Source organism: Nocardia sp. NPDC055029, from assembly GCF_053608525.1.
On the sequence record NZ_JBSGVQ010000071.1, the window covers coordinates 1 to 14,167 of the forward strand.

The following is a 14,167-nucleotide window of genomic DNA, read 5'->3' on the forward strand; positions in this document are numbered from 1 at the left end:
GCCGCGACCGCCGCTGCGCGGCGGACCCTCCTCGAGGTCGGGTCGTGGCTGGTTGCGCAACGAAAAAGGCCGGGCTATACGGGGTTTCCGTATAGCCCGGCCTTTGTCGTGTATTCAGTCCAGCGAGACGTACACCTCGACACTCGTCGGGCCGGTGTAGCGCTCGAGTTCGGCCGTGTGCGAGCGGGTGATGGTGCCGGCGTTCTCGGCCTTGATGACCTGGGCCCACGCGGTGCGCAGCAGGTCGTAAGGTTTGTCGGAGACCACGAACTTGGCATAGCGGCCCGCCGGGATGCGGGTCAGCACATCGCCGGAGTCGACGTCGTCGAGCCCGTCGACCTCATAGCCGAGAACCGCGACCGCATGGTCGTTCTGGCCGATGTAGGCGGCGGCGCGGGGAACCGTCTTCTCCCTGGATAGGTACCGGTCCCAGGTGAAGTTCACCAGGTCGAGGTCGCGGGCGGTCACCTCGCGACCGGCCAGCGGCACGGTGAGTCCCGCGATCAGCCCGTCGGCGAGGGTGACGATCTCGAAGTCGACAGTCATGGCTATTCGCCGCCCTTCTCGTCGATCAGCGAAACGAAGATCTCGACCGTGCGCTCGTCCGGATACTGCTCGTAGTCGCCGGAGTAGGCGCGCTCGAACTCACCGGCTGCCTCGGCGTCCCAGATCTGGCGCCACAGCGCGACGATGGTGTCGCCGCGGTGCTCGCCGCTGGCGACGAAGCGGGCGTAGCGGCCCGCCGGGATGCGCGCGAGCACGTCACCGACCTGGAGATCGGCGAGGGTCTTGCACTCGTAGCCGACGATGTGGGTCAGGTAGGAGTTGATTTCCGTCGCGAAATCGACGTACCCCGTCGCGATCGGCCCAGGTAACTGCGGTCTCGCCTGCAGGTGCTGCCACGCCTCGACCACCTTGGCGCGGCGCGGCCCCTCCACGGCGAGCGCCGGACTGCGGAGCACAGTGCCCGCGATCAGCATCTCGGGACGGTCAACGACATTGAAATCCACCTGCGTAGCCCCTATGTCTAGTCTCGTCGTCGCTCGAGCGCATATCTTCCCGCATCGATATGACAGGTTTCGCGCCGGGATCGTTCGACGCGTCGTCGCGTCGCGGCAAACCGGCGATGCCGACTGGTCGGGCTGGTTCGCGCTCTGGCCAACGATGTTGCCATGTCCGCGGGGGCGTGGGGTCCGGGTGGCCAATCCGTGATCTATCCACCGCCGTCGCCGCCGAGCCCGGGGAACAATTCGCCGGGCGCGGAGGAGGGGCGTGGCGCAGGCGGGATGATGATCAGCGGCGCCGGATTACGTGGCGAGGTGGTCGGCGGGCCGATGATCTCCGGCGCCGGGTTGCGTGACGTGGTGGTCGGCGGCGTGATGAGATCCGGCACCGGGGTTCGCGGCGCGTTCGTCGGTGGGTTGAGGATGTCGTAGGGACTGCCGCCACCCGGCGCGGCGGGCGCAGGCACCGGCGAACCGCCGCGGCCGGGCAGCGCGGGCGTGGGGAACTGCTCGACGGGCGTGCCCGCCAGCGCGGTGTCCATCACCTGCTTCCAGATGTCGGAGGGCAGGCCGGATCCCCAGATCGCGCCACCGCGCCCGCTGCGCAACGGCTGCGGCTGCTCGGTGCCGACCCACACCGCCGTCGACAGCGACGGCGTATAGCCGATCATCCAGGCGTCCTTGTTGTCCTTGCTCTCGCCGAGCTGGGTGGTGCCGGTCTTGGCGGCCGACGGCCTGCCCTCGGCCAGCCCGTGCCCGTTGGAGTAGTTGGCGATCGGCAGCATGGCCTGGGTGGTGGAGTCGGCGATGCTCGCGATGATCCGCTGCTCGGGCTCCGGAAGCTGAACGCCCACACGGTTTTCCGGCGCGCCACGGTCGAGCAGCACCCGCCCGTCGCCGGCGCTCACCCGCTGCACGAAGTACGGCTGGTGGTAGACGCCGGACGCGGCAAGGGTCGCGTACGCCGAGGCCATGTCGAGCGGGCGCACCAGATACTGCCCGAGCACGATCCCGTTGAGCGGGGGATCGCCCGCCTCGGTGAGGGTTCGGTCCTCCACGCCGGGGATGTACTCGGGGATGCCCGCCAGGTGCGCGGCCTCGGCGACCGAGCGCGGGCCGTCGGCCATCGTCATGGTGAGACGGTAGAAGCTGGTGTTCAGTGAGCGTTTGAGCGCCTCGGTGAGCGCGCAGCGTCCGCAGGAATCGCCCTCCGCGTTGGTGATCGTGGTGCCGCGGTCGACCACCGGCGAGCTATCGATCGCCCTGGTTGTCGGGATGCCCTGCCGCTGGGCCGCGACGAGCGCGAAAACCTTGAACGACGAACCGGTTTGCAGCGGTGCCTGCGCGAAATCGAAACCGGTGCCGTTCTCGCCGCCGTAGTAGGCGCGCACCGCGCCGCTGCGCGGATCGATCGAGACCACCGCGGCGCGCAGTTCCGGCGGCTGCCACTCCAGCCGCTGACGCACCGTGTCGACGGCGCCCGCCTGCGCGACGGGATCGATGGTCGTGGTGATCTGCAGTGCGCCCGTGTTGATGTCGGCGTCGCTGAGGCCCGCGGCGCGCAGCTCGCGCAGCACCTGGGTACGGATATGGCCTTCGGGCCCGAGCGCCACCGGCTCGGCCGGGATGTCGGCGAGCGGGATGATCGGCGGGAACACCGTCGCGTCGCGGTCGCCGGGGGCGAGCACCTTCATCTCGACCATGCCGTCGAGCACATACTGCCAGCGTGCTTTCAGCTGGTCGAGGTGGTTTTCGGGATCGAGCACCGAGGGGGAGCGGATCACCGCGGCGAGCACGGCCCCTTCGGCCAAGGTCAGCTCTGGCACCGGCTTGTCGAAATACGCCTTGGCCGCGGAGGCTATGCCGTATGCCCCGCGACCGTAGTAGATCGTGTTGAGGTAGGCGGCCAGGATCTCGTCCTTGCTCCACTGCCGCGCCATCTTCGCCGCGATGATCAGCTCGCGCATCTTGCGGGTGACGGTGCGCTCGGAGCTGAGGAAGGCGTTCTTCACGTACTGCTGGGTGATCGTCGAACCGCCACCGGCGTTGTCGTTGCCGAGCAGGTTGTCGCGGGCGGCCCGCAGGAACCCGCTCGTCGAATAGCCGGGGTTGGTATAGAAATTGCGATCCTCGGCGGCGAGCACGGCCGCACGCACGGGAAGCGGCACGTCGGTCAGCGGGATCGGGATCCGATTGCCCTTCGGCGGAATGAATTTCGTCAGCACGGTGGTGCCGTCGGCGGCCAGCACGGTGGCGGGCTGTTCGACGGCGACCTCGGCGGGCTCGGGGATCTCCGAGCTCCAGTAGATCGCGACGAACAGCAGCGCCGGCAGGCAGACGAAGATCACGAACAGCGCGGTGATCAGCCGCCGGATCTTCTGGCCCCTGGTGCGTGGGGTGCGGGATTCGTCGTCGGCGAGGCGTGCGGCCTGTGCTCGCCGCGCCGCGCCTTTGCGCGGCTGCTCACGTGCCAGCGGGTCCTTGAATCCGGCGATCGAGGTGTACGGCGCGTCCGCATCGGAACGCCGGCGCCCACCCTCGGAGGCCACGACCATCTCCTTCCGGAGCGACGGAAGAACTCACCTGCAACCGACTCCGGTGACTCTACCCGCCGGGGACCGTGGAACCCGGGAGGAGCGCGTGGGGGCGGCGAACGCGCCGCCCCGCACCCGATCAGCTCTTCACGCCACCGGCGGTCAGACCGGAGATGATGCGGCGCTGGAACACCAGCACCATGATCACCAGCGGCACCGTGACGATCACGCCGGCCGCCATGATCGCCGCGTACGGCTGCACCAGCGGATCGTTGCCGGAGAACTGGGCGATCGCGACCGTGACCGGCCTGGTCTTCTCCCCGGACAGCAGCCGGGCGAGCAGGTACTCGTTGATCGAGGCGATGAACGCCAGGATCGCGGTGGTGAACACCGCGGGCGCCGCCAGCGGCAGCATGATCAGCCGGAACGCCTGCGCCTTGGTCGCGCCGTCGATGCGCGCGGCTTCTTCCAGCTCCCAGGGCAGTTCGGCGAAGAACGAGGCCAGGATGTAGACCGTCATCGGCAGCACGAAGGAGATGTTCGGAATGATCATCGCCTGGTACTCGCCGATCCAGCCCAGATCGGTGAACAGCTGGAACAGCGGCGTCACCAGCACGACCGCGGGGAACATCGAGGCCGACAGGATCAGCCCCGAGATCAGGTACTTGCCCGCGAACGCCATCCTGGCCAGCGCGTACGCGGCGAGCACACCGAGTGCCAGCGCGACCGCGGTGGTCACCGAACCGATGATCACGCTGTTGAGCAGCGCCTGGCCGAAGTTGTTGCCGCGACTGGTGTCGAAGGCGTTGCGGAAGTTGTCCAGCGTCACGTGGGTCGGCCACGGCGTGCTGTCGAAGGTGTAGGCCTGATCGCGGAACGCGACGACCGTCATCCAGTAGAACGGACCGAGGCCCCACACCAGCACGATCAGCACACCGAGGTACATCCGCACGGTGCCGATCCGCTTGCGCCACGACACCGGCTGCACGGGCGCCTCCGCGCGCTCGACGGGCGCCTCTTTCGTCATCGACATGCTCATCAGTTCGCCTTCCGCTGTTCTTCCTGCGTGCGAACGGCGTTGGCGCCCAGCACCTTCACCAGCACGAACGCGATCGCGAAGACGAGCAGGAAGGTGATCGTCGAGAGCGCGGCGGCGCTGTTGGGGCCCTGGCGCACCTGCTCGACCACCAGGATCGACAGGGTGTTCGTCGCGGGGTTGCCCAGCGTCATGATCGCGGGCAGGTCGTACATGCGCAGCGCGTCCATCGTGCGGAACAGCACCGCGACCAGCAGCGCGGGCTTGAGCAGCGGCAGCGTGATGTGCACGAAGCGCTGCCAGGCCGACGCGCCGTCGACCTTGGCGGCCTCGTACACGTCGGCCGGAATGACCTGCAGGCCCGCCAGAATCAGCAGCGCCATGAACGGGGTCGTCTTCCAGACGTCGGCCGCGATGACCGCGAACCGCGACGCCCAGACGTCGGAGGTCCACAGGATGTGGGTGCCGAGCACCCGGTTCACCACGCCGTCGTACTGGAACATGAACTCCCACAGGCGCGCCGTGACGGCGGTGGGGATGGCCCACGGGATCAGCACCGCCGCGCGCAGCAGGGCCCGGCCACGGAAGGTCTTGCCCATCACGATGGCCATGCCGAGACCGAGGATCGCCTCCAGCGACACGGTCACCACTGTGAAGAACAGGGTGACCCCGACCGCGGACCAGAACTGGGAGCCGAGCGTGCCGGTGGGGCACGACACCGTGCCCATGAGCGAGTTGCACTGCTGCAGCAGCCAGTGCGTGTAGTTGCTCAGCCCGGCGCTGCCGCCCTCGACGAACATGCCGGTGGCCGGGTCGATCCCGGCGTCCTTCTGGAAGGACATGAAGATCGCCTGGACCACCGGATATCCGATGACCACGGCCAGCGCGACGAGCACCGGCGTGACGAAGAGCCACGCCTTGCCGGATCGTCGCAGTTCCAGCGCTAGCCCGCGCTGCTTGGCTCCCGAAGGATCCGACACCGTTACTACTCTCCTACGGTCTGGTCGGGTCCGCTGCGCGCTCCGCTACGAACCGGCGGTCTCGATGCCCTTTTGCATGCCGGCGACGGCGTCGTCGACGGACTTCGTGCCGTTCAGAGCAGCATAGGCGTTGTCCTGGATGGCCTTCGACACCGCGGGATAGAACGGGGTGACCGGACGCGGCACCGCGCTGGCGATGGATTCCTTCAGCGCGGGCAGGTACGGCATCTTCGCGATCAGGGCCGGGTCGTCGTAGAGCGAGGCGCGCACCGACGGCAGCGCGCCCGAGGCGATGATCTGCTGGGCCTCTTCGCTGATCAGGTAGCGCACGAAATCGGCCGCGGTGGCCTTGTTCTTGGAGAACGCGCTGATCGCGGCGTTGTAGCCACCGAGGGTCGAGGCGCCGATGCCGGTGTTGCCTGGCAGCGGGGCGACGCCGAACTTGTCCTTCACCGAGGAGGTGTCGGCGTTGGCCTGGGCGTACAGGTACGGCCAGTTGCGCAGGAACAGCAGCTTGCCGGACTCGAACGCGCTGGCGCTCTCGCCTTCCTTGAAGGTGATGGCTTCCTTGGGGATGTCACCGTTCTTGTAGGCGTCGACGAGGACCTTCAGGCCCGCCTTCGACTCCGGGCTGTTCACGGTCGGGGTCTTGCCGTCGGCGCCGACGAAGCTGCCGCCGAAGGCGTTGATGACCTCGGAGGTGTTCACGGTCAGGCCCTCGTAGGGGGCGAGCTGACCGGCGTAGCAGCCGATGTTGTTGTCGCGGGCAACCTGGCACTGACCGAGCATCTCGCTCCAGGTCCGCGGGGCGGTGGGGACCAGGTCCTTGCGGTAGTACAGCAGGCCGCCGTTGGTGTTGCGCGGGGCCGCGTACAGGGTGCCGTTGTAGGTGGCGCTGGCGACGGTCGGCGCGAGCAGCGGCGCGGTGTCGATGGCGAAGGTGTCCTTGAGCGGCTGGATCCAGCCCTTCGCGGCGAATTCCGCTGTCCACGGCACATCGAGGGCGACGACGTCGTAGCCGTCCTGCTTGGCGCGGAAGTGCTCGGCGAGGTCGTCGTGCTGCTGGTTGGCGTCGGCCGACTGCTCCTTGAACGTCACCTGCTCGTTCGGGTGCGCGGCGTTCCAGCGGTCGATGAGCTGCTTGACCACACCGGTTTCGGTGGTGTCCTTACCCTCGACGTAGGTGATCGGGCCGCGGCCCGTCAGGTTCTGGTCGAGCGCGTTGCCTCCGTTGTCACTGGAGCAGGCACTGGCGAACGATGCGGCAAGCAACGCAATCGAGGCAGCAGCCATCGTCGCTCTCGGGACAAACTTCAAGGCCATCGCAGACACTCCAGGGTCGAGACGTGAGCAGCAGCACACCCGTGCGGTGCACAAGGCAACATACATGGTGGCGGGTCCTCGCGTCCGATCGTCCTGTCCATTCAGCTACTTTCCGGTCAGTTCACTGTCGGTGTGGTGCCCTACCCTCGACGGGGTGACCAGCCCATCGCCGTCGACGCCCGACCGGATGCTCACCCGGATCGGCGGTTTGCTGCGCAAGGCCGAGGCCACCGACAACGAACACGAGGCCGAGGCTTTTCTCGCCGCGGCCCAGCGGCTGGCCACGAAGTCCTCGATCGATCTCGCGGTAGCCCGCTCCCACGTCGCCGACCGTGAGCGCAGGTCGGCACCGGTGCAGCGGATCATCCCGATCGGCGAACCAGGTCGAAAAGGACTGCGCACCTACGTCCAGCTGTTCGTCGCGATCGCCACGGCCAACGATGTGCGCTGCGATGTCGCCCGCAGCTCCGCCCAGGTGTACGCCTACGGTTTCACCGCCGACATCGACGCCTGCGAAGCCTTGTACGCGAGCCTGCTGATCCAGATGGTTCGTGCCTCGGATCACTACATCAAATCCGGCGCGTACCGGGAGGCGACGGTCGTCAAGATCGTCGCGGAGAAGCGCTTCGGGCGCACTGTGCGCCGCAAGGTCGAAGCGCCGGTGGCCGGGGTGACCGCGCGGCTGAACTTCCAGATGGCCTTCGCCGCCCGCGTCGGCGCGCGCCTGGCGGAGGTGAAGGCCGAGGTCGTTGCTGAGGAGACCCCGGCCGAGTCGACAGGTACCGCACTGGCCCTGCGCGACAAGGAAGTCGCCCTCACCGACTTCTACACGGCGACCTCGGAGGCGCGTGGAACCTGGCGCGGACCCCAGACCTCCACCGGTCACTCGGCTGCCGCTCGGCGCGCGGGAGACCGTGCGGGGCGCACGGCCAGGCTCGGTACGTCGCCGGAGTTGCCTGCAGCGCGGGCGAGGCTCACCGGCCGATGAGAGTGCTCGGCGAGGTCGTCACGGCGCGACTTTCGGCACAGTGTCCTGGTCCGGTGCGTGCCGCCGAGCACCGGACCAGGGCGAGTCCGGGTGGGCTGACGACGGCGGCGGGAGCGTGCTGTGGCACCGGGTGATCCGCATCGCCGCCGCGATTCCCAGCGGGCCAAGGTCTATGACGCCGAGCAGTTGGTCCGCGGGGTGTTCGATCGTGCGCAGGAGTTCGGGCACCGCACCGTCGACGTGTACGGTTCGCAGCTCACGCTGCCCGTCGAGCGCCGCTTCGCCTCCGTCGAGTCGGTGCAGTCCTACGTGGACAAGGTCCTGGCGCTGAATTGGGTGCGCGCGCAATGGGAAAGGGCCGGGTTGCCGGTTCGGGTTCGCGCGCGGGCTGGGGCATCGGCGGCGCACTACGAACCGGCCGACGCGGTGCTGGCCGTCCCGCTGCACACCGGGGCGACCGCGTGGGCATTGCGTGAGCTGGTGGTGTTGCACGAACTCGCCCATCACCTCGCACCCGCCGACGAGGCGGCGCACGGCCCCGAATTCTGTACTCGCTATGTCGAATTGGTCGACGGCGTGATCGGCCCCGAAGCTGCCCTGCTGATCCGGACGACGTTCGCCGGGTGCGGTATTCGTTTCAATTGACCGGTAGGTCCGGCATTTTCGTGCAGTTCGGCGCTACGCAGTCAGTATTTCGACCGAAGCCGAGCGAATTGCACGAATATGCCGGACCCGAGCGCCGATCAGTCCTCGGCGACCTGCACGTCGACCGCGATATTGCCACGGGTCGCGTTGGAGTACGGGCACACCTGGTGCGCGGCCTCGGCCAGCGCCTGCGCGTCCTCACGCGACAGGTGCGGCAGCGTGACCTCGAGGGTGACGGCCAGCTGGAATCCGCCGTTGTCGTTCGGACCGATCGAAACCTGCGCGCCGACAGCGGAATCCGCGATATCCGCGCCCGCCTTCTTGCCGACCAGGCGCAGCGCCGAATGGAAGCAGGCGGCGTAACCGGCCGCGAACAGCTGCTCGGGGTTGGTGCCCGCACCGTCGCCGCCCAACTCCTTCGGCGGGGCGAGCACGACGTCGAGCTTGCCGTCGGTGGTGCGCGCGGTGCCGGTGCGGCCTTCGCCGCTGGCCAGGGCTTCGGCGGTGTAGAGGACCTGCATGGGAGCTCTCATTTCTCTGTGAGGGAATCGGTGAGTTTGCGCAGTAGTCCGCGCAGTGCGGTGATCTCGTCGACGGACAGTCCCGCGATCTCGGCCATCTCGGCCGGAATCCGGCACGCCTCGGCGCGCAGCGACCGCCCGTGTCCGGTGAGCACGATGTCGACCCGGCGTTCGTCCTCGGCCGCCCGCCGACGTTCGACGAACCCGGTCGCCTCCAGCCGCTTGAGCAGCGGAGACAACGTTCCCGAGTCGAGGTCGAGCGCTTTGCCGAGCTCGCCGACGCTGCGCCCGTCGTGTTCCCACAACGCGAGCATCACCAGATACTGCGGATACGTGAGCCCGAGCTGTTCCAGCTTCGGGCGATAGACCGCCGTCATCGCCCGCGAAGCCGCGTACAGCGGGAAACACAGCTGCTCGTCGAGGGTGAGTCCGTCGGTCATGAGAACAATATAGCCCACAATTAAGTTGTGCACAACCAATCAGCGCAACACGATGGCGAGAAACCCCGAGACGTAGGCGAGCGCGAAGAGCATGGGGATCCATTGCTCGATGTGAGACAGCGGCCAATAGCGCGCCCGATCCAGGCCTTCACCGAGTGCCCACCATTCGGCCTTCCAGAAGGGCGAGGCGGGAAGCCGTTCCTCGAACGCGCCGATCACCTGGAACTTGGCGCCGTTCAGCAACCGGTAGCTGCGGACCAGGTAGAACCAGGCGAAGCACTGGCCGAGGACGGCGATCAGCGGAATCACCAGCCACACCGCCAAATCGGGTGGCGGTGACTTCCCGAAGAGGGTGGCGAGGGTGAAGATGCCGGTGTTGAGAGTCACGAAGAAGGAATTCGCCAGGCCACGCCGGGCGCTCACGCGGTCGGTCATCTCGACGTAGAGGCGGTACTGCTCGAGCACCGCATTGTCATAAGCGGCGGTATGTCCTTCTGGGACTCGACTTTCCGGCGAATCATTCCACAACCGATTGCTGAGCTCGGATCGTTGATCGTTATGGGTCACCGTCCACCTCCGGGGGTGTGGTGTGGTTTCGGGCCTACTTCGCGTATCGGCATGTCGTGTCCCAGTCGGAGGGTAGGTAGGACTGCACCTCGGCGAGGGTGACGTAGGGAGTGGCGAGCTCACACGCCTTGTCCGCGTCCCAGAGTCGGTCCCACAGCCGGATGGTCCGGTCCTCGCTCGCGGTGGCCAGCTGAGAACCGTCCGGACTGAAGGCCACCGAGAACACACCATCGGTGTGACCGGTGAGCGGAGCACCGATCGCGCGACCGGTGGCTAGGTCCCATAGCCGAACGGTCTGGTCGCTGCCTGCCGAAGCCAGCAGAATTCCGTCCGGCCGGAACGCGACAGTATTCACACCGTCGGTGTGGCCGGTGAGTGGAGGCCGGGTGGGTTGTCTGGTGCGCGGGTCCCACAGCTTCACGGTGCGTTGGGAGCCTGCGGTCGCCAGTCGAGTGCCGTCCGGGCTGAAGGCGACCGCGGCGAACACCTCTGTGCGCTCGGTGACTGGTTCGCCGACCGGCCGGTCGGCGGTGAGATCCCACAGTCGCATGGGCTGCGGAGCCTTGCTGGTGGAAGCCAGCCGGGTGCCGTCCGGGCTGAACGCCACCGAGTACACCGGGCCGAAGTGGCCTCCAAGTGGTTTGCCGATCAGCTGACCAGTGCTGACGTCCCACAGGCGCACCGTCTTGTCATCGCCCGCGGTGGCCAGCCGGGTGCCGTCCGGACTGAACGCGACATCGAAAACCCCGCTGGTGTGACCGACGAGAGGTGGGCCGGTGGATTGCCCGGTGGTGGGATTCCACAGCCGTACGGTGCGATCCGCGCCTGTGGTGGCCAATAGGGTGCTGTCCGGGCTGAAGGCCAACGCGCTCACCGCGCCGGTGTGGCCGGTGAGCGGTTCGCCGACCGGGCCACCGGTGCGCGGGTCCCACAACCACACGCTGCCGTCCGTGCCGCTGGATGCCAACAGGGCCCCGTTCGGGCTGAACGCCACATCGGTCACCAGTCCGGTGTGGCCGGTGAGCGGTTTGCTGACCGACCCATCGGAGATGAGGTTCCACAACCGCATGGTTGCGTCGTCGCTGGTGGTGGCCAGCCGCCTGCCATCCGGGCTGAACGCCACCGCCTTCACCTCACCGGTGTGGCCTGTCAGAGGTTCGCCGGCCTGTTTACCGGTGGCCGGGTCCCACAATCGCACGGTCGTGTCGATGCCCCCGGTGGCGAGCCGGGTGCCGTCCGGGCTGAAAGCCACCGAAAGCACCGTGTCGGTGTGGCCGGTGAGAGGTTCGCCGATGGGCAGGCCGGTGGTGGGATCCCACAGTCGCACGGTGTCGTCCGCGCCGGTGGTGGCCAGCCGGGTGCCGTCCGGGCTGAAGGTCACGTCGGCTACCCAATCCGTATGGCCGACCAGATCGGAACCGACCTGCGCGCCTGTCGACGGATTCCACAGCCGCACGGTTCGATCGGCATCGGCGGTGGCCAGCAGCGTGCCGTCCGGGCTGAATGCCACGGCGCACACGACCTCGGGGTCGGCGGTGATCGACTCGCCGATCGGCGCGCCGGTCGCGGGGTTCCACAGCCGCACGGTGCCGTCCTTGCTGCTGGAGGCCAGCAGAGTGCCGTTCGGGCTGAACGCCACGTCGTTCACCAGGTCGGTGTGGCCGGTGAGTGGTTCGCCGATCTGCTGACCGGTCGCCGCGTCCCACAGCCGCACGGCTCGATCCTCCCCTCCGGTGGCCAGCCGGGTGCCGTCGGGACTGAAAGCTACCGCGAATACCTCGTCCGGGTCGGCGACGATCGGTTCGCCGATCTGCTTGCCGGTCGCCGGGTCCCACAACCGCACCGTCGCATCACTGCTCCCGGTGGCGATCCGGCTGCCGTCCGGGCTGAACGCCACGTCGTACACCCAGTCGACGTGGCCGGTGACCGGTGGGAGGGCGGGCTGTCCCGGGCTTCGGCCGAAGGCGATGCGGGCGTTGACCATAGCGCTGGTGGACTGCCACAGGGGCACCGGTGTCGCCCGGCTGCTCTCCGCGGCGAGCGCGAGCGCGAGCGCGGAATTGCCGGTGGCGGCATCACGCGACGCGGCGGCCAGAGCCAGGGCGACGGCCTCGTTGCGTTGGCGTATCGCCTCTCGCTGTTTGACGACGGCGATCGTGGCCGCGGCGACCGCGAGCACGGTCAGCAGGGCCAGCCCGATGACCGCGGCCCGCCGCAACCGCCGGAAGCGCCGCTGCTCCCGCAGATCCTCACCGGCCAGCTCTGATTTCGGCTTGCCGTGGATCGGTGCGGCCAGGTCGGTGACTTTCTCCCGGAACAGCGGCGCGCGTGGATCCCACGGCGCGTCCGCGCTGACGTCGACGTAGAACGGCTCGGTGGGCAGCACCCCCGGCTCGGTGAGCACCGGCAGCGCGACATCGGAACGATCCGGATCGAACCGTCCGGTGGCTTCGTCCCAGCGCAGATGCCCGTCGGCCACCACGAACAGCAGCTCATCCGCGCCACGCCGCCGCAGCCAGTGGGCGACTTCCTTGTCGACCCAGCGCGAGGCGGCGGCCTGCGGGGAGAGGACGACGATCAGATACCGGGCGCGGTCCATCGCTTCGGCGACCTTGCCCCACAGGTCGGGGCTGGCGGTCAGATCGGTGGCATCCCGGAACACCCGCAGCGCGCGCAGCTGACCCACACGCCTGCCGATGCGGTGCAGACCGGACTGGATTCCCGCCGCGACCGGGCGATCGTGGTGGGTATAGGAAATAAAGGCGTCGTAGGTGAACGCCGCCCCCTGCGCGTGAGTCAACCGTCCCGGGGCGGCATCGGCCTGCACGGACATGGGCTCATCTCCACGAAAAGGCTCATGAACTGGACTTTCTGAGCCTCCCGCTTCGGCGCGCGGATATCGCGGGTAGTCCACTACTCGGCTTCGCGAGAGATGGCCGGCCCGCGGTCGACCGGCTACCAACTCGCGCAGGCAGCCACCGAGCCACCAAATTCAGCGGCGCGGAATCAGCCCGTGTCGAGCAACGCTCCGACCGGCTCGCGGCGCCGCAACGACCACTCGGCGGCGAGGTTCAGCGTCGCGGTATCAGTCCGCGTCGAGCAGTGCGCTGACCCGCTCGTACCGCCGCAACCACCACTCGGTCCGCTGCGGATCGGGATGCCGGTATTTGTCGAGCAACGCGGGGTCCGGTTCTGGCGCGATCGTCGGAACCTCGAGCCACCCGTTCACCGGCAGCAGCGATTCGGCAACAAGATCACCCTCGAACAATGCGAGAGTCCCCAGTCCACAGGCAAATTCGAGCTGCGGCAGTGCGCCGGCCAACGCGATCTGGGCGGCCAGCCCGACACTCGTCTCCAACGCCGACGACACCACGGTCGGCAGCCCGGCCGCCTCGGCAACGGCCAACGCCCGCCGAACCCCGCCCAGCGGAGTGCATTTCAGCACCGCGACATCAGCGGCCCCCGCCACCGCGACCCGCAGCGGATCCTCCGCCCGCCGAATCGACTCGTCCGCCGCGATCGGCACCGAAACCCGCCGCCGCACCTCGGCCAATTCCTCGACCGTCCGGCACGGCTGCTCGACATACTCCAATCCACCGGCAGCCCGGTCGATCTCGCCGATATGCCGAACCGCGGTCTCCACATCCCACACCGCATTGGCATCCACCCGAACCGCCCCATCGGCCCCGATAGCCTCCCGCACCGCCGCCACCCGAGCCAGATCCTCACTCAACGACCCGGGATGATCAGCCACCTTCACTTTCGCGGTCGCACAACCCGACTCACGCACAATCCGCCCAGCCCGCTCGGCATCGACAGCGGGCACGGTGCAATTCACCGGCACCCGATCCCGCACCGGCGCAGGCCACCCCACCGTCGCCTGCTCAACCGCCGTAGCCAACCACCCCGCCGCCTCCCGATCGTCATACTCGGGAAACGCACAGAACTCCCCCCACCCCAACGGCCCCCGAATCAACATCCCCTCACGCACGGTGATCCCCCGAAACCGCGTACGCAGCGGAATCGCATAAACGAACGTGTCGGCGCCCACCCCGCGATCGTAGAGGCCGCCGACACCGGGCCGGATCAGTCGATGCCGAACCGCCCGTGACGGCGCTGACCTCAGCGC

At 68.2% G+C, this 14,167-nt stretch carries 13 protein-coding genes; 2 read left to right on the forward strand and 11 right to left on the reverse strand.

The genetic code is table 11. The annotated features are described in order from the left end of the window. Window positions 1-114: 114 nt before the first annotated feature. From ACWF9G_RS33780 to ACWF9G_RS33805, 6 genes are all read right to left on the reverse strand, one after another. Window positions 115-546, reverse strand: coding sequence for a GyrI-like domain-containing protein (locus ACWF9G_RS33780; RefSeq protein WP_379305715.1), 432 nt, complete (start codon window positions 544-546; stop codon window positions 115-117). 2 nt (window positions 547-548) lie between these two features. Then, entirely contained in the window at window positions 549-1,010 is a 462-nt protein-coding gene (locus ACWF9G_RS33785) for a GyrI-like domain-containing protein (RefSeq protein ID WP_379305713.1), read from the reverse strand. A gap of 203 nt (window positions 1,011-1,213) precedes the next feature. Further along, window positions 1,214-3,559, reverse strand: coding sequence for a transglycosylase domain-containing protein (locus ACWF9G_RS33790; RefSeq protein ID WP_452520259.1), 2,346 nt, complete (start codon window positions 3,557-3,559; stop codon window positions 1,214-1,216). Window positions 3,560-3,677: 118 nt separating this feature from the next. Then, window positions 3,678-4,565 carry a carbohydrate ABC transporter permease gene (locus tag ACWF9G_RS33795; protein WP_378852234.1) on the reverse strand — a complete coding sequence of 296 codons (888 nt, stop codon included), beginning with the start codon at window positions 4,563-4,565 and terminating at the stop codon, window positions 3,678-3,680. Window positions 4,566-4,576: 11 nt separating this feature from the next. After that, a complete protein-coding gene (locus ACWF9G_RS33800; RefSeq protein ID WP_379305709.1) occupies window positions 4,577-5,554 on the reverse strand; it encodes a carbohydrate ABC transporter permease in 978 nt (325 codons plus the stop codon). Between the two features lie 45 nt (window positions 5,555-5,599). After that, on the reverse strand, window positions 5,600-6,877 hold the full coding sequence (locus tag ACWF9G_RS33805) for an ABC transporter substrate-binding protein (protein ID WP_452520261.1): 1,278 nt from the start codon (window positions 6,875-6,877) through the stop codon (window positions 5,600-5,602). A 187-nt stretch (window positions 6,878-7,064) separates the two neighbouring features. On the opposite strand from ACWF9G_RS33805, the gene ACWF9G_RS33810 reads away from it, so the two are divergent. Together ACWF9G_RS33810 and ACWF9G_RS33815 are read left to right on the forward strand one after the other, a co-directional pair. After that, window positions 7,065-7,865 carry a DUF2786 domain-containing protein gene (locus ACWF9G_RS33810; protein WP_452520269.1) on the forward strand — a complete coding sequence of 267 codons (801 nt, stop codon included), beginning with the start codon at window positions 7,065-7,067 and terminating at the stop codon, window positions 7,863-7,865. A 120-nt stretch (window positions 7,866-7,985) separates the two neighbouring features. Next, window positions 7,986-8,510, forward strand: a complete 525-nt coding sequence (locus ACWF9G_RS33815) for a TIGR04338 family metallohydrolase (protein WP_452520262.1) — start codon at window positions 7,986-7,988, stop codon at window positions 8,508-8,510. A 98-nt stretch (window positions 8,511-8,608) separates the two neighbouring features. On the opposite strand, the gene ACWF9G_RS33820 is transcribed toward ACWF9G_RS33815, so the two are convergent. The 5 genes from ACWF9G_RS33820 to ACWF9G_RS33840 form a co-directional block, all read right to left on the reverse strand. Continuing rightward, a complete protein-coding gene (locus tag ACWF9G_RS33820) occupies window positions 8,609-9,031 on the reverse strand; it encodes an organic hydroperoxide resistance protein (protein WP_379305703.1) in 423 nt (140 codons plus the stop codon). Between the two features lie 8 nt (window positions 9,032-9,039). Continuing rightward, window positions 9,040-9,471, reverse strand: coding sequence for a MarR family winged helix-turn-helix transcriptional regulator (locus ACWF9G_RS33825; RefSeq protein ID WP_379305701.1), 432 nt, complete (start codon window positions 9,469-9,471; stop codon window positions 9,040-9,042). Window positions 9,472-9,510: 39 nt separating this feature from the next. Next, window positions 9,511-9,936 (reverse strand): RipA family octameric membrane protein, encoded by a 426-nt coding sequence (locus ACWF9G_RS33830; RefSeq protein WP_452520264.1) that lies wholly within the window; start codon window positions 9,934-9,936, stop codon window positions 9,511-9,513. 136 nt (window positions 9,937-10,072) lie between these two features. Next, window positions 10,073-12,871 carry a TIR domain-containing protein gene (locus ACWF9G_RS33835; protein ID WP_452520265.1) on the reverse strand — a complete coding sequence of 933 codons (2,799 nt, stop codon included), beginning with the start codon at window positions 12,869-12,871 and terminating at the stop codon, window positions 10,073-10,075. A 252-nt stretch (window positions 12,872-13,123) separates the two neighbouring features. Continuing rightward, window positions 13,124-14,089, reverse strand: a complete 966-nt coding sequence (locus ACWF9G_RS33840) for an o-succinylbenzoate synthase (protein ID WP_452520267.1) — start codon at window positions 14,087-14,089, stop codon at window positions 13,124-13,126. Window positions 14,090-14,167: the final 78 nt, after the last annotated feature.

Coding starts and splice junctions, on each gene's coding strand:
- ACWF9G_RS33835 (WP_452520265.1), bottom strand. CDS start 12,871: ATGTCCGTGCAGGCCGATGCCGCCCCGGGACGGTTGACTCACGCGCAG.
- ACWF9G_RS33780 (WP_379305715.1), bottom strand. CDS start 546: ATGACTGTCGACTTCGAGATCGTCACCCTCGCCGACGGGCTGATCGCG.
- ACWF9G_RS33825 (WP_379305701.1), bottom strand. CDS start 9,471: ATGACCGACGGACTCACCCTCGACGAGCAGCTGTGTTTCCCGCTGTAC.
- ACWF9G_RS33795 (WP_378852234.1), bottom strand. CDS start 4,565: ATGACGAAAGAGGCGCCCGTCGAGCGCGCGGAGGCGCCCGTGCAGCCG.
- ACWF9G_RS33805 (WP_452520261.1), bottom strand. CDS start 6,877: ATGGCCTTGAAGTTTGTCCCGAGAGCGACGATGGCTGCTGCCTCGATT.
- ACWF9G_RS33810 (WP_452520269.1), top strand. CDS start 7,065: ATGCTCACCCGGATCGGCGGTTTGCTGCGCAAGGCCGAGGCCACCGAC.
- ACWF9G_RS33820 (WP_379305703.1), bottom strand. CDS start 9,031: ATGCAGGTCCTCTACACCGCCGAAGCCCTGGCCAGCGGCGAAGGCCGC.
- ACWF9G_RS33790 (WP_452520259.1), bottom strand. CDS start 3,559: ATGGTCGTGGCCTCCGAGGGTGGGCGCCGGCGTTCCGATGCGGACGCG.